The following is a 17,867-nucleotide window of genomic DNA, read 5'->3' on the forward strand; positions in this document are numbered from 1 at the left end:
ATCGGCACCCATGTCCGTTCAACTTGCCGCAATTATGGTTAACGGCGCGTTAAGACTTCCGGCTCAGGGCTGGGCCTCGTAGTAGTGCGCAACCTGGTCGATCTCCTCGGCGGTCATCTGGCGGGCGATGTTGCGCATCTGCTGGCTGATGTCGTTGCGGCGGGCCCCGGACGCAAAGGCCTCGAGCTGCGCCTTGATGTAGACCGCCGACTGGCCGCCGAGCCAGGGGCTTCCCGCCTTGTTGTCGATGTCGCCGTGGCAGGAGCCGCAAGGCGGGATGTTGCGCATCGGGGCCCCCGTCACCACGACCGCCGGCGCGGCACGCCCGGTATCCAGATTGTCCGAAGGCACCCGCGGCAGATAGGCGTAATAGGCCGCAACGTCCTTCATGTCCTGGTCGCTCATCGCTGCCGCGAACGGGCTCATCACCACGTTGACCCGCGCGCCGGACTTGAAGTCGTTGAGCTCCTTGTACGTCACCGCGGCAAACTGCCCGGCAAGGTTCGGTGAATGGGCGTCGCTGACGCCCTGCGGTCCGTGGCAGATCGCGCAACGCTGCGCCAGCGTCGCGCCCCGCCCGATCGAGACCTGATCGACCTTGGTCAGCATCTCCGACGTCATGACGACATTGGAGGTCTTGAAATCCGGCTTGACGCCGGCCTCCTGCACGGCGGCACCCGGCACGCCGGCTGCGCTGCAGATCGCGTCCCAGACGCCTGCAAGCTTGAGGTTGGGTTGCGCCAGCGGCAACCAGATCAGGCCAGCGATGGCCGACAGCACGGCAATGGCGGCCGTGACGCCGACGCTGATGCCGAACCACGGATTGCGCGGGGAGAACAGCGGCTGATCACTCATCGGCCTGCTCCGACATAGACCGCAGGCACGCTGGTCTCCTTCAGCGCCATCAGCTGCACAATCGGGAAGCCATAGTTCACCACGGTGAGACCGACCATCAATGCGAGCCAGAGACCGAACGAGTTGAGCGCGACCGGAATCCGCGCCGGCATGTGCAGCGGTACCGCGAAACGGTAAGCACCCGCCTCGCCCCGCGCGCCGAATTGGCCGCGGATCAGCACAAGCAGGAACAGCAGCCCCGACAGCAGCAGGATGAACCCACCGATCACCGACATCACAACCGAGAAAGCCTGCGGCGAGATCGCCGGGTTGGCATAGTCATAATATGCCATGCGGCGCGGCATGCCGAGAATACCGACATAGTGCCACGGGAAGGTGGTCACGATCATGCCGATGAACCACAGCCAGAGCTGCGTGCGCATCATGCCGAAACTGTCCAGCGCCCGCCCGGTCAGATGCGGCCACAGATCATAGGCGATGGCAAAATACATGATCACGATGGCGCCACCGAAGATCAGGTGGAAATGGCCGGTGATCCACTGCGTGTTGTGCACGGCGGCATCGAGCTGATAGCTCATGTTGATCAGGCCGCCGGCGCCGCCGAAACCGAGCATGACCAGCGACAGCGCCGTCGCCAGCATGATCGGATTGGACCACGGCAGAGCACCGACCCAGCCGAATGCGCCGCGGCCACCGCGCAGGCGGCTCGCGATCTCCGCCGATGCGCAGATCGTGAACACCGTGAGCAGCGTCGGCAGCGCGACGAGGCCGGTGAACACCGAGTGCATGAACTTGAACCCGGCACCGACCTGCGGATCGGCAAACAGATGGTGCACGCCGATCGGCATCGCCACCACGACGAACAGGATGAACGAAATCCGCGCCATCGCGTCGCTAAAGAGCCGGCCGCCGATCGCGCGCGGGAAGATCGTGTAGTAGGCGATGTAGGTCGGGATCAGCCAGAAATAGACGATGGCGTGCAGGGTCCACGAGAAGAAAACGCGCGCCAGCCCCGCATCGATCGTGGACTTGAGCCCGAGCGCGACGGGCAGGATCTGGAACAGGATTTCCAGCGCGGCACCGACCGCGGTCCAGCCCCAGAGCAACGAGCCCGCGACATTGGCGTACATCGCAAGCGGCACCGGCTTGCCCGGATTGTCGCGCTTCCAGATCACGAAATTGGTCACCATCAACGCGACCCAGATCCATGAGCCGACCACGACCATGACGACGCCGATGTAATAGAAGGGATTGCCGACCATCGGCGGATAGAAGGTGTAGAGCACCGAGGCGAGCCCGAGCGACACCGGGATCATCGCGACAACGGCGCCGACGGCGACCAGGAAGAAGCCGGCCCAGGCCCAGCGCCGTCCAACCAGCGCCTTCTCCAGCGAGGCTTCGGTGATCGCGTAGCCGAAGCCCATTGCGATCAGCGTCGGGAATACGTAGCCCATCGCCGAGCCGTGCGCGGTGACCGAGCGATAGTAGAATTCCGGGTTGAAGTGCCAGGCGTTCAACGGGCTGCGCACGAACATCTGCCAGGCGCCGAGCACCAGCGCGACGCCGAACACGATGAAGGCGAGCCAGAAATGCGCCGCGATCAGCCGTCTGTTAGTCAACACAGGTCAGCCTCCGCTTCGCTGCGGCCATGTCGCGGAACGCGGCCTTGTCGATCACCTTGACCTTGCCCCACATGCCCTGGTGGCCGATGCCGCAGAATTCCTGGCATGGCATCACGTGATCGCCCGGCGCCTTGAAGCGTACCGGCAGGGCCGTGACGTAGCCCGGCACCAGCATCGTGTTGATGTTGGTGCCCTCGATCAGGAATCCGTGGACGACATCCGCGCTGGTGGCGCGGAAGGTGATAGGGGTCTCCGCCGGCACCACAACGCATTGCGGCGTGAAGGAATATTGCTGGCCGATGGCGCGCACGGTGACCGAGCCGTCGGCCTCCATTTCGCTGCCGAGATTGCTCTCGATGAATTCGCCGGACAGATGCAACGCCTTGGGATCGGCGGTTTCGACCCGGCCCTGCGGCATCGTCGCCTGATGAATGCCGATATAGGCCGCCACGCCGACCAGCAGGCCGACGATGACGATCGACAGCGTCGCCCAGCGCCGCTCGATCCGTGCGGCAACCGCCTCGCCGGGGCTATGGTCCGTCTCGGTCGCCATCAGGGAGCGCTCCGCGGCAGGAAGACGAGCAGATAGAACGCAAACCACAAGCCAACCACGATGGCCGTCGCAACGCCTGCGACCGCGACCGCGCCGCTCGGGCCCGCGCGAACGATGGTCTCGACGGCCTCGTCTTCCGAGACGGATGCAGGCGGTTGCGGCGAAGATGAGTTGATCATGATCGCTTTCCCCTAGAGCGCGATGGGATCAGGTTGAATCGTCATCACGCCCTGGCTCCTTGTTTGAGCATGATCTTTTCGGAAAACCGCATCGCACTTTTCCGGATCATGCTTTAGTTCAGCGTTGCTGCACGCAATTCGTTGGCCTGCCGCGCCGACACCGGTTCGCCGCGGTTGCCCCACGCCGTTCGAATGTAGGTCACGACCGCCGCAACCTCGTCGTCCGACAGCTTCTGCGCGAATGGCGGCATGCCGTGCGGCATCGGATTGCCTGATGTGCCCGGCGGATAGCCGCCATTGAGCACCATGCGGATGGGGTTGACGGCGGAAACCATCTGGATTGACTGGTTGCCGGCGAGCGGCGGATAGTCCGGCGGCATGCCCTGCCCGGTCGCGCCATGGCAGCTCGCGCATTCACGGTCATAGATCGGCTTGCCGAAGGAGAGCAGCAGGCTGCTCTCGGCCGACGGCAGCGGCGTCGACGGCTTCTCAGGCGAACCGCGCTGCGCAAGGCCCTTCAGATAGATCGCCATCGCGTGCACGTCGTCGTCATTGAGATATTGCAGGCTGTTGTAGACGACCTCGGCCATCGGCCCGTACACGGCGCCCTTGGCGGAGACGCCCTTGCGCAGATAGTCGACGATCTCCTCGATCGTCCAGTCGCCGAGGCCCGTCTCCTTGTTCGAGGTCAAGGAGGGCGCGTACCAGTTCTGCATCGGGATCAGGCCGCCCTCGAAGGCCTGCGATTGCGAACTGCCGCCGAGCGCGTTGATCGGGGTATGGCACATGCCGCAATGGCCGAGCCCTTCGACGAGATATGCGCCCCGGTTCCACTCGGCGGACTTGCCCGGATCCGGCTTGAACTCGCCTTCCCTGAAGAACAGCGTGCGCTAGCCGAGGATCAGCGAGCGGTTGTTGAACGGGAATGTCAGGTCATGCGGCTTGTTGAGCTGCCTGACCGGCGCCACGGTGCGCAAATAGGCGTAGATCGCATCGCTGTCCTCGCGCGTCACCTGGGTGTAGGACGCGAACGGCATCGCCGGATAGACCAGCCCGCCATCGGGAAAGCGGCCATTATGCATCATCTGGTAGAACTGATCCGACGTCCACGTGCCGATCCCGGTCTGCGGGTCGGGCGTGATGTTCGAGGTGTAAAGCGTGCCGAACGGCGTCTTCATCGGAAGGCCGCCGGCGAAGGTCTTGCCTTCACGCGCCGTGTGGCAGGCGATGCAATCGCCGGCACGCGCGAGATACTCGCCCTTGGCGATGACGGCCGGATCAGCCGCCTTCTGCTGTGCGAGTGCGGCGACGGGCGCGAATGCCAGCATCAGTCCGACCAGCAGTCCTGTGGAGGTTCGCGACATCGGCACGATCCCTTCAGTGCGGTTCGCTGCCGCATTCCAGCGGCATCGGAAGGCTGCCTCGCGGCGCGAAGGACGGATCTGCCGGCGCCGGGCGCGACGACAAATAGGCAGCCACGGCCTTCACGTCGTCCTCCGTCAGCAGGCTCGCGACGATCTGCATGCAATCGGGGGCGAGCGCGGTCCGCGTGCCGTAGCGCCAGCCGCCGAGCTGGCCGCTGATATAGGCCGCGCGCAAGCCGAGCAGGCCCGGAATGCCGGGCTCCATACCGCCCAATGCCGGACCATGACAGGCAGAACAGGGCGGAATGCCGTGCTGCGGGTCGCCGTTCTTCACGATCGCTTCGCCGCGCGCCAGGATCTCCTTGCTATCGACCGGCGGGACCGGCGGCGGAAATGCCGGCCTGAGCGAAGCGAAATACTCGGCGATCTTCTTCAGATAATCGTCGGTCTGGAACTCCAGCAGATAGTTCATCGGCGGATATTTCCGCCGTCCATCCCTGAACGCGATCAGCTGGTTATAGAGGTAGCCGGCCGGCTTGCCGGCAAGGCGCGGGAAATAAACGTCGCTGGTGCCCTCGCCTTCGGCGCCGTGACAGGGCGCGCAGGCAAGAACGCGGGCGGCCATGGTGTCGGGTGCGCGCTCGGTTGTCTGCGATTGCGCCGCACCGATCGGCAACCCAGCCCAGGCAAGAAGCGCAAGCAGCGGTATCAGACGATGCGCCACAGTTCACCCCCAGCGCGACGACGATGGGGAATTATAGGCACATCGCGAAAGGGCGAGCAACGGAGCTCAATGCTTCGACGCGCCGCGGCTTGAGTGCGACGCAACGAATTTGATTCAGCTCGACGCGTCGCAATTGATTCATATCCATGCGCTATTTGCGATAGACCTGCGCCGGATCGAACAGCCGCTCGGCGTCGACGAAGGCCAGGCTGACATTGCCACCCTCGCCCTTCACGGCGCGATAGAAGCAGGAGCGCCGTCCGGTGTGGCAGGCCGCGCCGATCTGCTCAACCTTGATCCACACCGCGTCCTGATCGCAATCCATCCGGATCTCGATCACGCGCTGGGTCTGGCCCGAGCTCTCGCCCTTGCGCCACAGCGCATTGCGCGAGCGGCTGAAGTACCAGCCTTCGCCGGTCGCGATGGTCTTGCGCAGGGCTTCGTCGTTCATGTGCGCGACCATCAGCACGTCGCCGGTCGCGGCATCGGTCGCGACGCAGGTCACAAGACCTGTCGCGTCGAATTTGGGCTGGAAGGCCAGCCCTTCTTCGCGGTCGTGATCGTGGGTCGATGCGGACACGGAAAACCTCGCTCGAGAAAACGCGAGGTTACCGGCTCGGTCCTCGCACCAGGGACAGGAAACGCTGCTGCTCCACCGGATTGTCGCGGAACATGCCGGTGAAGCGGCTGGTGAAGGTCGATGCACCATGCTTGGCGACGCCGCGCACCGACATGCAGGTATGCTCCGCCTCGATCAGCACGGCAACGCCACGGGGCTTCAGCACCTCGTCGATCGCGGCCGCGACCTGCGCGGTGAGATGCTCCTGGGTCTGCAGGCGGCGGGCGAAGATGTCGGTCAGCCGCGCTAGCTTGGAGAGACCCACGACGCGCTCCACCGGCGTGTAGGCGATATGCGCCCTGCCGTAGAACGGCATCATGTGATGCTCGCACTGCGAGGTGAATTCGATATCGCGGACCAGGACGAAATCGTCGTAGCCGGCGGTCTCGCCGAAGGTGCGGTTCAGCACCTCGGCGGGGCACTGATGATAGCCCTGATAGAGCTCGTCATAGGCCTCGACGACGCGGCGCGGCGTGTCGAGCAGGCCCTCGCGGCCGGTGTTCTCGCCGATATAGGCGAGCAGCGTCTTCACGGCGTCCTCGGCCTCCGCCCGCGACGGGCGCGGCTGATCGGCACGGACGGCCGCCGCCATGAATTCTGCAGGGTCGAGCTCGCTGGCCTTCGCGTCGGCCGGCTTGTTGGGGCGAATCGGTTTGATCAAGGCGTCCATGTCTTCTCCGTTCGACCGGCCCTGGCATTTGCCCTTGGACCGGATGTGTCACCGGGCAGACGGGGCGGATCGTCGAACCGCCGGGCGCCTGAGTCCCATCTTTGTAGCACCGCCGCGGCGCAAGTGGCCCGCGGTGGAAGCATAGCCGGGCTATGTTTCGGACGATGCGGTTCATATATAGGACGGTGAGACCCAGCCGCCAAGAGCGCCCGGCGCAGCCGGAACCAGGCATCTACCCCCATGCTGAACGACATTTATAACAAGCGGATCATTGAGTTGGCCGGCAATATTCCGCGCCTCGGACGGCTGGCCGAACCGGACGCCAGTGCCACCGCTCATTCGAAATTGTGCGGTTCGACCGTCAAGGTCGACCTCAAGATGGACGGCCCCGTCGTGACGGACTTCGCCCATGACGTGAAGGCCTGCGCACTCGGCCAGGCTTCCTCTTCGATCATGGCAAGCCATGTGGTCGGGTCGACCGCGGATGAGCTGCGCGAATTGCGCGAGACCGTCCGCAAGATGCTGAAGGAAAATGGCCAGCCTCCACAGGGCGGCAAATGGGCCGACATCGCGCTGCTCGAGCCGGTGCGCGACTACAAGGCCCGCCATGCCTCCACCCTGCTGACTTTTGATGCCGTGGTCGACGCGATCGGCCAGATCGAGGCCAAGGCAAAGCAGCCGGCGTAAGCCCGACCGCCAGCCTCAACCTTACTGCCAACCTAGACTACTGCGAAGGCTGGACCGGCGCCGGCGCTGCGGTGCCGCCGGTCGGCACCACGGCCTCGGCGGTCTTGGTCGCCTTCGCGGCCTGTGGCAGCGCCTCGCCTTCCATCGCGCTGCTCGCGAAGCGATCGGGGTTCTTCGGCTTCGCATCGGCGACCGGGATTGCGTTGTCCTGATGCGGCAGCACGTCGGCGACTGCATCCGTGGTGACGAGATTGGTCAGCCGCAATTCAGTCGCCGACAATTCGTGCAAATCTTCCCACGGCGGCACGCTGAGTGCGAGCGACAACAGCTCACCCGCACCACCCATCTCGAAGGTGTATTTGGCAAGACGGCCGATATCGCGCTCGACGATCATCAGGTCCTGCGCGGTGTAGCTGGCGGCCTTGGCGTCATCGGCGCGATCGCCCATCCAGATTTGATGCACCCGGATGTGCGCGGCCGGTGGAACATAGCGCGTCTTGCCCGACAACAGCAGGAACACGCACATCGACTCGCAATAGGCATCCGGCAGCACGCTGGCGCGGTCGCCTTGCGCGGCCGCATTGACAACGCTGGTGCCGACCGTGGTCAGAGCGCCGAGACCGCGGAAGCGGCGGCCGAGCGCGATCGCGTCGTTGACCGAGCCGCCGCTGGAGTCGAGCACGATGGTAGCGCCGCCAAGCTGGCGGCTGCGCGCGAACTCGTCGAATTCCTTGGGGCTATCGGCCGTGATGATGCCGACCGCCGACACCCAGCCGCGGCAATTCGGCTGGCAGGCGATCCAGCTGAACTTCATCGGCAGCTTGCGTTCTTCGAGGGTCGAGCTGGTCTGCGTGGAGTTACCCGCCCATGCGGCGGTGCCGGAAACCGCGAAGCAAAGGGCAACGGCGCCGGTGAGCACCCAACTGCGCAATGAAAGCGAGTTCGCGAGCCTCAATTTGGTTCCTTCCCCCAAGCCCTTGGTGATGCGAGCGGTGGCAATGGCCCCATGGCAATGCGCCACGAATCTGTCATCGGCGCGTAATGGGAACGGTAGCGTTGCTGCCTTGGACCGTCCATAGAGCCCTTGCTGCAGCGCGACCGGTGCTGTGCAATAGTGGCCAACTGTGGCGTAAATATCTGCAATTGAACAGTTCCTTAGCTTGGAACCCCCGCAAGATTACGTACATAGTTGCGTATGTCACCGACCGATCATTCAACGACACACCAACCGCGATGCATGGACTGTGCCACCACCATGCGCCGCATGCCGCGCAACCTTGGCCGCGCCTTGATCTGGATCTACCGGCACACGCTGTCGCCGCTGGTCGGCTACAACTGCCGGCATCTGCCGACCTGCTCGGTCTATGGCGATGAAGCGATCGAGCGCTTCGGACTCTGGGCCGGCGGGTGGATGACGCTGGCAAGATTGCTGCGCTGCCAGCCCTGGGGAACCTCCGGCATCGATAATGTCCCGCAGACGAGGCCGCCGGGGGCACACTGGTATCTGCCCTGGCGCTACGGCCGCTGGCGCGGCGTCAACGACGCCTGATCTGTTGCGGCGCTCCCAAACGCCACGCGCATAGCTGTTCCGGCGGAACTGTGGCGATACTTGGCGTTTGTTTCATCGTCCCCTTGGGGAGGAAACAACAATGCGCTGGAAACTCAGCCACAATGGGCACGATCCCCGGCAGATCGATTTGCTGGCCGTGCTTGCCCTGCTCCTCGTGATCGTTGCCGCCTACGGCTACTTCACCCACAATCCGAACAAGCCGAGCACGACGGCATTCATCGTGCCCAGCCAGAGCGTGAAGTGGTGACGCGCAGAGCGAGCAGCCACAGCGCCGAGCCCCGGACCAGGCGCTGACCTCACCCCATGTGGTGTTGACCACCGAGCGATCTGCGCCGCGCGGCATTGTCTGCATCCCGCATGCACCATAGGCTTCAACCATTGGGACAGATATTTTTCTCGGGGGTGGGCATTGCAGGAAGGCTTGTACAAGCTCGAATTTCATACCGTTCACGGCACCGGCACCGGTGTGCTCTACGCGACGGGCGGCAAGCTGCGCGGCGGCAACTCGGCCTTTGCCTCCGTCGGCAACTACACCCACCGCGGTGACGGCATTCATGTCAAGGTCTCGACCCAGCGGCACAATGCCGATCCCGCCTTCCGGCCGCTGTTCGGGACCGACATGATCACGTTGATGCTGAAGGGCACCGCGAACGGCGACATGGTCGACTTCGAGGGCGAGGCCCTGCAACTGCCGGGCGTGAGCTTCAAGGCGTTCCTGACTCGGATCGCCGATTAACTCACTCAGCGGCGGCAGCGCGCGCGGCCGGCCGCGGCCGCGTCATGACCACGACCGCAAGGGCCGCCGCGACGAAGGCCGTGGCCACATAGCCAGCGCTGTAGAGCCATTCGCGCGCGAACAGCAATCCGCCGACCGCTGAGCCGATGGCCTGGCCGATATACAGCACCGAGGTGTTGAGCGAGACCGACGCCGACGCGAGCGTCGGCGCCGCACCGACCAGACGAACCTGCTGCATCGAATTGGTCGACGCAAAGCCGAGGCCCCACACCGCAACCGAGGCGGCCATCAATGCGTAGGCACCGGCGCTCAGCGCCCAGCCGGCAACGCCTGCGAGCAGCAGCACCGTGAACAGCACCGACGTCTTCCAGGCCCCCCAGGAATCCACGATGCGGGTCGCGATCGCAATGCCGACGAACCCGAAGATGCCGTAGAGCGCGAACACGATGCCGACGCCGTCCGCGTTGGCGCCGGTCAATTTGCCGAGCAGCGGCCCCATGAAGGTGAACACCACGAACTGGCCGGACATCTGCAACGTCGTGATCGAGAGCAGCAGGATGACGGTCGGATTGCGGCCGAGATCGGCCCAGGTCCTCAGGTCGACCGGCGCACCATGCAACCCGCCGGGCAACCGCCACCACAGCAGCAGGCAGCTCACGAGCCCGGTCAGCGCGATCGCGCCATAGGTCACGCGAAAACCGTAACGGCTTGCGATGAAGGTGATCAACGGCAGCCCGATTGCAGCGGCGAGCGACCAGCCGAGGAAGATATAGGCGATCGTGCTGCCGCGCTTCTCCACCGGCACGATCAGCGCCGCGGTGCCTGCCGCCTGTGGCGTGTAGAGGACACCGACCGCGAGCATGACCAGGCGGATGATCAAGAGACTGTCGTAATCCGGCGCGAAGGCCGATGCCGCGTTGGTCAGCGTCAGCACCAGGAGCGTCGCCGTCAGCAGCGCCCGCCGTTCGAACCGGCTGGTCAGCCACGCCGTCACCGGCGAGCCCACGCACAGCACGATCGCGCCGAAGGTGATCAGGAGACCGGCGGCGTGGATCGTGACGCCGAGCCCGTTGGACAGCTCCGACAGCATGCCGGCCGGCGCCAGCACCGAGCAGCCGGTGACGATATTGCCGAGCATCAATGCGGTGGGAGCGAAGCGTTTCACGCCGCGTTGATAGCAGACCCCGAAATCAATGCAACTGCATCTAAATGCATAGCACGTGATCGATGGCACGTGATCGAATGGCGCCGGTTGCGCTCATGGCGACGGCGATGCGGCCGGCACCGCGTTGACGCTCGGCGACACAGCGGCTGGCAACGGGCTCGCAGGCTTCGGGCCGGCGCTCGTTGCCGGGCACGACGCCAATAGCTGCGTCCAGCCCTGCTCCAGCCCGGTCGTGTCGAGATCGAATGTCGCGAAGTCAGGCTTGAGATCGGACTTGATATCGGACTTGGGATCGGCCTTGCCGTCCGACAACGGCGTGCTTTCGCCGATCTGCAGATGCGGGACCGCCAGCATCGTCTTGACGATGTCCGACCCCACCGGGTCGCTCCAGACCTCGTATTTGCCGAACCGCGCCGGCAACCTGCCGAATGCGATCGCCTTGGTGGCGCCGGCCATCATCACCACCGTGCCTTTGCCGACGGCGCCCTCGTCGAACTCGCGCACGAACATCAGCCGCCCGCGATCCCTGTTCTCGCAGAACAGCCGCCACTCCATCATGCGGAACGAGCTGCCGTCGCCTTTTCTCTGCTGCGCGATCTTGCGGACATAGGGCCGGGTTTCCTTCTCCACCGCCCACAGCGTCTCCGGCAACGGCCGCGTATCGATTCCAAATCGATAGAGCTCCGGCCGCGTCAGCACGTGCAGGCTTTCGAACTTCACCGTCCGGATCAGCTCGCTGAGCTCATGGCTGATTCCCATCGCCGCGAGGAACAGGTTGCGATCGCGATCGGCACTCACCATCTCGCGCCGCCTGAAGTCGGCGACAACCTGCGGCGGCGGATTGCCGTGGACCACGAACATCAGCCTGGAGTTATGCACCGCGAGCACCGAGTCGGGCGCCACTTCACGATCGGTCGCGCCCAGGAACAGATAGGCACAGGCCGAAACGCACATCGCGTTGCGCGTGGTGAGTTCGGCCTCGACCTCGCCTTTCACAGCCTTGATCTTCTCGCAGGCGGCGTCGATCTGCGTGCCCGTGGAACAGGCCGGCACGCTGGTGCGGCCGACCCGGGCAATCGCCTTGCGTGCACGCAGAAACCGCGCGATCGCATAGGACTGCTCGACGTTTCCGCCCGGCGAATGGAGGTAGATCGGAAGCTGCGGGTCCTTGACGGCAAGCAGGAAGCTGCGAATCCGCGCCGCGGCATTCCGATCGATCTCGCCTTCGATCGCGATCCAGCGATCGCAACCGGCGCCGCAGGCATTCGCCGGGCCCTTGGCGAGATAGATGGTCAGCCTTTTCGCAAAGCCGGCCTTCTCGACCGGTGCTTCTTCCGCCCGCAAGACGCAGGGGACCAGAAGCAACGCCACGAAAAGCAGGAGACGGGAAAACATGAACCTTGCGGATCGCACGATGGCGGGAAAGTGGACATTCGACGTTAGACGATGATCGGCAGCGTCGCAACGCTTGGTGCCGTCAGGTGCAGGCGAGCTTCTCTCGAATCGGTGCGGCCGGAGGCCCATTTTCTTGATATTGCCGGATTGCAGGCGTCAAATCCCCTGCTATACCGCTGCTTTCCGCTTACCTGCGCTCGTTCGCAGGAGTGAGCTACAGGAGACATCGATGGCAGACACGCCCAAATCCGGTTCCGGATTCCAGTACAGCCTCTCCAACCTCAAGCCCGCAGAACCCGTGAACAAGATCGCCCTCACCTTCCCTGATGGAGCGAGGCGCGATTTCCCGAAAGGGACCACCGGCCTCGACATCGCCAAAGGCATTTCGCCCTCGCTCGCCAAGCGCACCGTCGCGATGGCGCTCGACGGCACGCTCGCCGATCTCAACGATCCGATCGAAGCCGACGCCAAGATTGAGTTGATCAGCCGTGAAGACCCCCGCGCGCTGGAACTGATCCGGCACGATGCCGCGCACGTGCTCGCCGAAGCCGTGCAGTCGCTGTGGCCGGGCACCCAGGTCACGATCGGCCCGGTGATCGAGAACGGCTTCTATTACGACTTCTTCCGCAACGAGCCGTTCACCCCGGAAGATTTTGCCGCCATCGAGAAGCGGATGCGCGAGATCGTCGCGCGCGACAAGCCGTTCACCAAGGAAGTCTGGGATCGCGAGAAGACCAAGCAGGTGTTCCGCGACAAAGGCGAGGCCTTCAAGGTCGAGCTGGTCGACGCGATTCCCGGCAACGAGCCGATCAAGATCTATTTCCAGGGCGACTGGTTCGATCTCTGCCGCGGCCCGCATATGACGTCGACCGGCAAGATCGGCAACGCCTTCAAGCTGATGAAGGTGGCCGGCGCCTATTGGCGCGGCGATTCCAACAATCCGATGCTGACCCGCATCTACGGCACCGCATTCGCCAGGCAGGAGGACCTCGACGCTTACCTCAAGCAGATCGAGGAAGCGGAGAAGCGCGATCACCGCAAGCTCGGCCGCGAGCTCGACCTGTTCCACTTCCAGGAGGAAGGCCCCGGCGTGGTGTTCTGGCACCCGAAGGGCTGGACCATCTTCCAGCAGCTGATCGCCTATATGCGACGCCGGCTGCTCGGCGACTACAGCGAGGTCAACGCGCCGCAGATCCTCGACAAGGTGCTCTGGGAGACCTCGGGCCATTGGGACTGGTACCGCGAGAACATGTTCGCGGCGCAGTCCGCCGGCGACGAGGCCGAGGACAAGCGCTGGTTCGCGCTGAAGCCGATGAACTGCCCCGGCCATGTGCAGATCTTCAAGCACGGACTGAAGAGCTACCGCGACCTGCCGCTGCGGCTCGCCGAGTTCGGCGTCGTGCATCGCTACGAGCCGTCGGGCGCGATGCATGGCCTGATGCGGGTGCGCGGCTTCACCCAGGACGACGCCCATGTGTTCTGCACCGAACAGCAGCTCGCCGACGAGTGTCTCAAGATCAACGAGCTGATCCTGTCCACCTACGCCGATTTCGGCTTCGACGGCGAGCTCACGGTCAAGCTCTCGACGCGGCCCGAAAAGCGGGTCGGCACCGACGAGATGTGGGATCACGCCGAGCGCGTGATGGCGACCGTGCTGTCGGAGATCAAGGCCAACGGCAGCAACCGGATCCGGACCGAGATCAACCCGGGCGAAGGTGCGTTCTACGGGCCGAAGTTCGAATACGTTCTGCGCGACGCCATCGGCCGCGACTGGCAATGCGGCACGACCCAGGTCGACTTCAACCTGCCAGAACGGTTCGGCGCGTTCTACATCGATCACGACGGCTCGAAGAAGGCGCCGGTGATGGTGCACCGTGCGATCTGCGGCTCGATGGAGCGCTTCATCGGCATCCTGATCGAGCACTATGCCGGCAACTTCCCGCTCTGGCTGGCGCCAACCCAGCTCGTGGTCACAACCATCACCTCCGAGGGCGACGAGTACGCCAAGGTGGTGGCGGCCGCGGCGCGCCGCGCCGGCCTCCGCGTCGAGATCGACCTGCGCAACGAGAAGATCAACTACAAGGTCCGCGAGCACTCGCTGGCCAAGATCCCGGCCCTGCTCGTCGTCGGCAAGAAGGAAGCCGAGACGCATTCGGTCTCGGTCCGCCGCCTCGGCAGCGAGCGCCAGACCGTGATGCCGACCGATGAGGCGATCGCAGCGCTAGTGGATGAAGCGACACCACCGGACGTGAAACGGGCGCGATCGGTCGCCTGATCTTCACAATCGGTCTAAACTGGCTTTCGTCGGCTTGGTCGTGCCCCCATCTTGGGGGCACGACTCCACTTGAAGGACATTTCCGTGCCCGATGCCATTGAACTCCTGAAGACACGCCGCTCGATGAAACCGCGCGAGATGACCGGCCCGGGCCCGTCCGCGGCCGAGCTCGAGACTATCCTGACCATCGGTGCGCGCGTGCCCGACCACGGCAAGCTGGCGCCCTGGCGCTTCATCGTGTTCGAGGGTGAGGCCCGCGCCCGCGCCGGCGACGTGATCGCAAAGGTGTTTGCCCGCAAGAACCCCGGCGCGCCCACGACCGACATCGAGGTTGAGAAGAAGCGCCTGACCGATGCGCCGCTGGTGATCGGCGTGGTCTCCTTCACCAAGCCGCACCCGAAGGTGCCACCGTGGGAGCAGGAATTGTCGGCCGGCGCGAGCGCCATGAACATCGTCACCGCGGCGACCGCGCTCGGCTACGGCGCCTGCTGGCTGACCGGCTGGTTCGCCTTCGACCGCGACGTGCTCGACGGTCTCGGCCTGAAACCGGACGAGAAGCTCGCCGGGCTCATTCACATCGGGACGCCGACCAAGCCGAGCGAGGACCGCCCGCGCCCGGCGCTGTCGGATATCGTGACGCGGTTCTGAAACCGTAAACCTGTCATTGCCGGGCTCGACCCGGCAATCGATCCACCGAAAGACTCTTCTGAAGCTATGTAGCCCGCATGAGCGCAGCGATATGCGGGACCCTCGCCCCGGGTGTCGCTTCGCTCACCCGGGCTACGAGTTCCGTCGTCATTGCTGGGCATGACGAGTTGAACGCGCCTAAGCCGCCTTCGACGCGCGCTCCGCAAAGCCGCGCAGCAGGGCCGCAATCTCGTGCCCGGGCCTTGCGGCGCTGAACAGGAAGCCCTGGACCTCGTTGCAACCTTCGGCGCGCAGCCAGTCGAGCTGGTCGGTTGTCTCGACGCCTTCCGCGGTCGTGGTGATCTTGAGGCTGCGGCCGAGGCCCGAGATCGCGCGCACGATCGCCAGGCAATCGGAGCGCCGCGCCAGGTCCTTCACGAAGGAGCGATCGATCTTGATCTTGTCGAACGGGAAGCTGCGCAAATAGCTCAGGCTGGAATAGCCGGTGCCGAAATCGTCCATCGAGATGCTGACGCCGAGCTCGCGCAGCTGATGCAGGATGGCGAGATTGGCCTCCGTCTCCGCCAAAAACACCGACTCCGTGATCTCGAGCTCGAGCCGGCGCGCCGACAGGCCGGAATGCGCCAGCGCCGAAATCACCGCCTGGACCAGATTGCGGCTGCGGAACTGCACCGGCGACAGATTGACCGCGACCTTCACGTCGGCGGGCCACTTCATCGCCTCGGCGCAGGCTTCGCGCAGCACCCATTCGCCGAGCGCGACGATCAGGCCGATGTCTTCCGCAACCGGGATGAACTCCGCGGGCGAGATCATGCCCTTTTGCGGGTGCTGCCACCGCAGCAGTGACTCGAAGCCACTGATGCGGTCGGCGGCGATGTCGACCAGCGGCTGGTAGTGCAGCTCGAATTCGCCGTTGCTGAAAGCCGCGCGCAGATCGCGCTCCATGTCGCGGCGCTTCTGCGCCTGCTGATCCATCTCCGGCTCGAAGAAATGATGCACGCCGCCGCCGTCGGACTTGGCGCGATACAACGCCATGTCGGCATTGCGCATCAGGTCCTCCGACGTCGTGCCGTCGCCCGGCGACAGCGCGATCCCGACGCTGGCGCCGACCACGACCTCGAGCCCGTCGATCTTGTAGGGCGCGCTCAGGGCATCGATCAGCCGCTCGGCGAAAGCGCTCGCTTCGTTGGGCGAGACATCCGCGGCAAGCACGATCGCGAACTCGTCGCCACCGAGACGGGCCGCCACGTTGTCGTCGCGGACCACCTCGCGCAGCCGCTCCGCCACCAGCTTGAGCAGCCGGTCGCCCATCGGATGCCCGAAGGAATCGTTGACGTTCTTGAACAGATCGAGATCGATGCACATCACAGCGACGCGCCGATTGCCGGAGCGGCCGCGCTCCAGCGCCTCGCGCAGGCGCTCCTGGTAAAAATCGCGGTTCGGCAAGTTTGTCAGACCGTCATGGTGCGCCATGTGCGCGATCCGCGCTTCGGCGGCACGGCGTTCGGTGATGTCGACCACCGCGACCAGATAGCCGTCGCGGCCCTCGAACGCCACCCTGCGTCCAAAGGTCAGCACATGGATCTCGGTGCCATCAGCCTTGATGTGCCGCCAGTCGCGGCTCGACTGATAGACGTTGCCGACCTCGCGCAAGGCGGCGCTGTGCATGGCCCACTCATCCTCCGGCCAGATCTGGCGCAGCGTCATGCCGAGAAATCTCTCCCGACTGTACCCATAGTGCTGAACGGCAGCGTCATTGACGCTGAGGAACTCCATCGTGCCGGCGTCGAATACCCACATCGGCATCGGGTTGTTCTCGAACAGCAGACGGAACGACTGCTCGCGCTGCTTCAGCGCGGTGACGTCGGAGACGGTCAGCGACAGCATGTCGCCGAACGCCGTGACGCCGAGCCGCAGGCAACGATCGCCGCTGTCGATCTCGAACTGGCCGCCAGGACCGTTGCCGACGAATCCGCTTCCGACGAATCCGCGCAGGCGGTTCATCACCGCCGGCGCCGCCAGCGGATTGCCGCCGGCACTGAGCCGGCGCCACAGCAATTCGGTCGCGGGCTGCATCAGGAGCCTTGCGGCGCCCTGGTTGAGGTGCACGATCTGGAAGTCGGCCGCCTCGCCCCGCGCGTCGCGGATCGCGGCGAGCGACAGCACGCCCTCATCGGTGGCCGAGAAGATCGTATCGAGAAGATTGTACTGCGCATTGCGCTCGTTGACATAGACGCCGACCAGGATGCCGCCCCAGCGCGACCGCGTCGGCAGCGCCAGCACGTCGAAGGTCCGCACCAGACCGTCGCGCACGCAATGCGCCGCCGCGAGATAGGGCCGGCAGTTCTCGCGCGCATTCGCGGTGGCTTCGGTCAATGCCGTCGCGCAGTCCGGCGGCAGCGCGCTGAGCGGAATGTCCCAGCGCTCGTCGTTCAGCCAGGTCTGGACGTAGCGGCCGGTGTGCGAGACGCTGAGCACGCCATCGACGTTCCGCAGCAGCACGATGTGATCGGCGAGCCGGCCGAGACTGCCGAGCATCACGTCTTCATAGTGCGGCAGCTTTTCACCGGGACGGACTGCCGCCTGCCACTTGCGTTGCAGGACCGGAACGTCGGCGAACATCTCGGAACTGAACTTGGCCGATGTCTTTGAATTCTTGTTGGCCATGATCATGGCACGCCCCGTTCACGCAAACGCCGGAGCATGATCCGGAAAGTGCGAAACAGCTTTCCGATGGGATCATGCTCAAGCAAAAAGCCAAGGCGCGATGACGACACAATTTGAACTCAGCGCGCTTTAGTCCCC

General features: G+C 64.7%; 17 protein-coding genes and 1 pseudogene. 6 read left to right on the plus strand and 12 right to left on the minus strand.

Features of this window, described 5'->3' with window-relative positions:
* Positions 1–63 precede the first annotated feature (63 nt).
* From AAFG13_RS09745 to folE, 8 genes and pseudogenes are all read right to left on the minus strand, one after another.
* Positions 64–855, minus strand: a complete 792-nt coding sequence (locus AAFG13_RS09745; protein WP_342711885.1) for a c-type cytochrome — start codon at positions 853–855, stop codon at positions 64–66.
* On the minus strand, positions 852–2,477 hold the full coding sequence (locus AAFG13_RS09750; RefSeq protein ID WP_212309826.1) for a b(o/a)3-type cytochrome-c oxidase subunit 1: 1,626 nt from the start codon (positions 2,475–2,477) through the stop codon (positions 852–854). The genes AAFG13_RS09745 and AAFG13_RS09750 overlap by 4 nt, the downstream gene beginning before the upstream one ends.
* Positions 2,467–3,030 carry a cytochrome C oxidase subunit II gene (locus AAFG13_RS09755; protein WP_212309827.1) on the minus strand — a complete coding sequence of 188 codons (564 nt, stop codon included), beginning with the start codon at positions 3,028–3,030 and terminating at the stop codon, positions 2,467–2,469. The genes AAFG13_RS09750 and AAFG13_RS09755 overlap by 11 nt, the downstream gene beginning before the upstream one ends.
* Complete coding sequence (locus AAFG13_RS09760; protein WP_212309828.1) at positions 3,030–3,209, minus strand: hypothetical protein; 180 nt, start codon at positions 3,207–3,209, stop codon at positions 3,030–3,032. The genes AAFG13_RS09755 and AAFG13_RS09760 overlap by 1 nt, the downstream gene beginning before the upstream one ends.
* A 113-nt stretch (positions 3,210–3,322) precedes the next feature.
* Positions 3,323–4,537 (minus strand): annotated as a pseudogene (locus AAFG13_RS09765) (cytochrome c).
* A 49-nt stretch (positions 4,538–4,586) separates the two neighbouring features.
* Positions 4,587–5,198: a c-type cytochrome gene (locus AAFG13_RS09770; protein WP_212310730.1), complete on the minus strand. Its 612-nt coding sequence runs from the start codon at positions 5,196–5,198 to the stop codon at positions 4,587–4,589.
* Between the two features lie 250 nt (positions 5,199–5,448).
* Positions 5,449–5,877 (minus strand): phosphoribosyl-AMP cyclohydrolase, encoded by a 429-nt coding sequence (gene hisI / locus AAFG13_RS09775; RefSeq protein ID WP_212309829.1) that lies wholly within the window; start codon positions 5,875–5,877, stop codon positions 5,449–5,451.
* A gap of 28 nt (positions 5,878–5,905) precedes the next feature.
* Entirely contained in the window at positions 5,906–6,586 is a 681-nt protein-coding gene (folE, locus tag AAFG13_RS09780) for a GTP cyclohydrolase I FolE (protein ID WP_342711886.1), read from the minus strand.
* A gap of 240 nt (positions 6,587–6,826) precedes the next feature.
* Here folE and AAFG13_RS09785 point away from each other — a divergent pair, with 240 nt between their 5' ends.
* Positions 6,827–7,273 carry an iron-sulfur cluster assembly scaffold protein gene (locus tag AAFG13_RS09785; protein ID WP_029080129.1) on the plus strand — a complete coding sequence of 149 codons (447 nt, stop codon included), beginning with the start codon at positions 6,827–6,829 and terminating at the stop codon, positions 7,271–7,273.
* Positions 7,274–7,310: 37 nt separating this feature from the next.
* Here AAFG13_RS09785 and AAFG13_RS09790 read toward each other — a convergent pair whose 3' ends face one another.
* Positions 7,311–8,228 carry a hypothetical protein gene (locus AAFG13_RS09790; RefSeq protein WP_342711887.1) on the minus strand — a complete coding sequence of 306 codons (918 nt, stop codon included), beginning with the start codon at positions 8,226–8,228 and terminating at the stop codon, positions 7,311–7,313.
* A 282-nt stretch (positions 8,229–8,510) separates the two neighbouring features.
* Here AAFG13_RS09790 and yidD point away from each other — a divergent pair, with 282 nt between their 5' ends.
* The 3 genes from yidD (at position 8,511) to AAFG13_RS09805 (ending at position 9,579) form a co-directional block, all read left to right on the plus strand.
* The gene (gene yidD, locus AAFG13_RS09795) at positions 8,511–8,822 is read left to right on the plus strand and encodes a membrane protein insertion efficiency factor YidD (protein WP_207830661.1); all 312 of its coding nucleotides are present in this window, start codon (positions 8,511–8,513) and stop codon (positions 8,820–8,822) included.
* 100 nt (positions 8,823–8,922) lie between these two features.
* On the plus strand, positions 8,923–9,090 hold the full coding sequence (locus AAFG13_RS09800; protein WP_212309832.1) for a hypothetical protein: 168 nt from the start codon (positions 8,923–8,925) through the stop codon (positions 9,088–9,090).
* A 162-nt stretch (positions 9,091–9,252) separates the two neighbouring features.
* A complete protein-coding gene (locus AAFG13_RS09805) occupies positions 9,253–9,579 on the plus strand; it encodes a GrlR family regulatory protein (protein WP_342711888.1) in 327 nt (108 codons plus the stop codon).
* Between the two features lies 1 nt (position 9,580).
* Here the strand turns inward: AAFG13_RS09805 and AAFG13_RS09810 are convergent, their stop codons facing one another.
* Positions 9,581–10,717: an MFS transporter gene (locus AAFG13_RS09810; RefSeq protein WP_342713574.1), complete on the minus strand. Its 1,137-nt coding sequence runs from the start codon at positions 10,715–10,717 to the stop codon at positions 9,581–9,583.
* 120 nt (positions 10,718–10,837) lie between these two features.
* Positions 10,838–12,139 carry an ATP-dependent Clp protease proteolytic subunit gene (locus AAFG13_RS09815; protein ID WP_212309834.1) on the minus strand — a complete coding sequence of 434 codons (1,302 nt, stop codon included), beginning with the start codon at positions 12,137–12,139 and terminating at the stop codon, positions 10,838–10,840.
* 229 nt (positions 12,140–12,368) lie between these two features.
* Between AAFG13_RS09815 and thrS the strand changes: the two genes are divergently transcribed.
* Together thrS and AAFG13_RS09825 are read left to right on the plus strand one after the other, a co-directional pair.
* Positions 12,369–14,414 (plus strand): threonine--tRNA ligase, encoded by a 2,046-nt coding sequence (thrS, locus tag AAFG13_RS09820; RefSeq protein WP_342711889.1) that lies wholly within the window; start codon positions 12,369–12,371, stop codon positions 14,412–14,414.
* A gap of 84 nt (positions 14,415–14,498) precedes the next feature.
* Complete coding sequence (locus AAFG13_RS09825; RefSeq protein ID WP_212309836.1) at positions 14,499–15,062, plus strand: nitroreductase; 564 nt, start codon at positions 14,499–14,501, stop codon at positions 15,060–15,062.
* Between the two features lie 177 nt (positions 15,063–15,239).
* Here the strand turns inward: AAFG13_RS09825 and AAFG13_RS09830 are convergent, their stop codons facing one another.
* On the minus strand, positions 15,240–17,735 hold the full coding sequence (locus AAFG13_RS09830) for an EAL domain-containing protein (protein WP_342711890.1): 2,496 nt from the start codon (positions 17,733–17,735) through the stop codon (positions 15,240–15,242).
* Between the last annotated feature and the right edge of the window lie 132 nt (positions 17,736–17,867).

The sequence above is a fragment of the Bradyrhizobium sp. B124 genome, assembly GCF_038967635.1.
Classification (GTDB): Bacteria; Pseudomonadota; Alphaproteobacteria; order Rhizobiales; family Xanthobacteraceae; genus Bradyrhizobium.

Coding starts and splice junctions, on each gene's coding strand:
- AAFG13_RS09745 (WP_342711885.1), bottom strand. CDS start 855: ATGAGTGATCAGCCGCTGTTCTCCCCGCGCAATCCGTGGTTCGGCATC.
- AAFG13_RS09755 (WP_212309827.1), bottom strand. CDS start 3,030: ATGGCGACCGAGACGGACCATAGCCCCGGCGAGGCGGTTGCCGCACGG.
- AAFG13_RS09760 (WP_212309828.1), bottom strand. CDS start 3,209: ATGATCAACTCATCTTCGCCGCAACCGCCTGCATCCGTCTCGGAAGAC.
- AAFG13_RS09770 (WP_212310730.1), bottom strand. CDS start 5,198: ATGGCCGCCCGCGTTCTTGCCTGCGCGCCCTGTCACGGCGCCGAAGGC.
- folE (WP_342711886.1), bottom strand. CDS start 6,586: ATGGACGCCTTGATCAAACCGATTCGCCCCAACAAGCCGGCCGACGCG.
- AAFG13_RS09785 (WP_029080129.1), top strand. CDS start 6,827: ATGCTGAACGACATTTATAACAAGCGGATCATTGAGTTGGCCGGCAAT.
- yidD (WP_207830661.1), top strand. CDS start 8,511: ATGGACTGTGCCACCACCATGCGCCGCATGCCGCGCAACCTTGGCCGC.
- AAFG13_RS09800 (WP_212309832.1), top strand. CDS start 8,923: ATGCGCTGGAAACTCAGCCACAATGGGCACGATCCCCGGCAGATCGAT.
- AAFG13_RS09810 (WP_342713574.1), bottom strand. CDS start 10,717: ATGCTCGGCAATATCGTCACCGGCTGCTCGGTGCTGGCGCCGGCCGGC.
- AAFG13_RS09815 (WP_212309834.1), bottom strand. CDS start 12,139: ATGTTTTCCCGTCTCCTGCTTTTCGTGGCGTTGCTTCTGGTCCCCTGC.
- thrS (WP_342711889.1), top strand. CDS start 12,369: ATGGCAGACACGCCCAAATCCGGTTCCGGATTCCAGTACAGCCTCTCC.
- AAFG13_RS09830 (WP_342711890.1), bottom strand. CDS start 17,735: ATGATCATGGCCAACAAGAATTCAAAGACATCGGCCAAGTTCAGTTCC.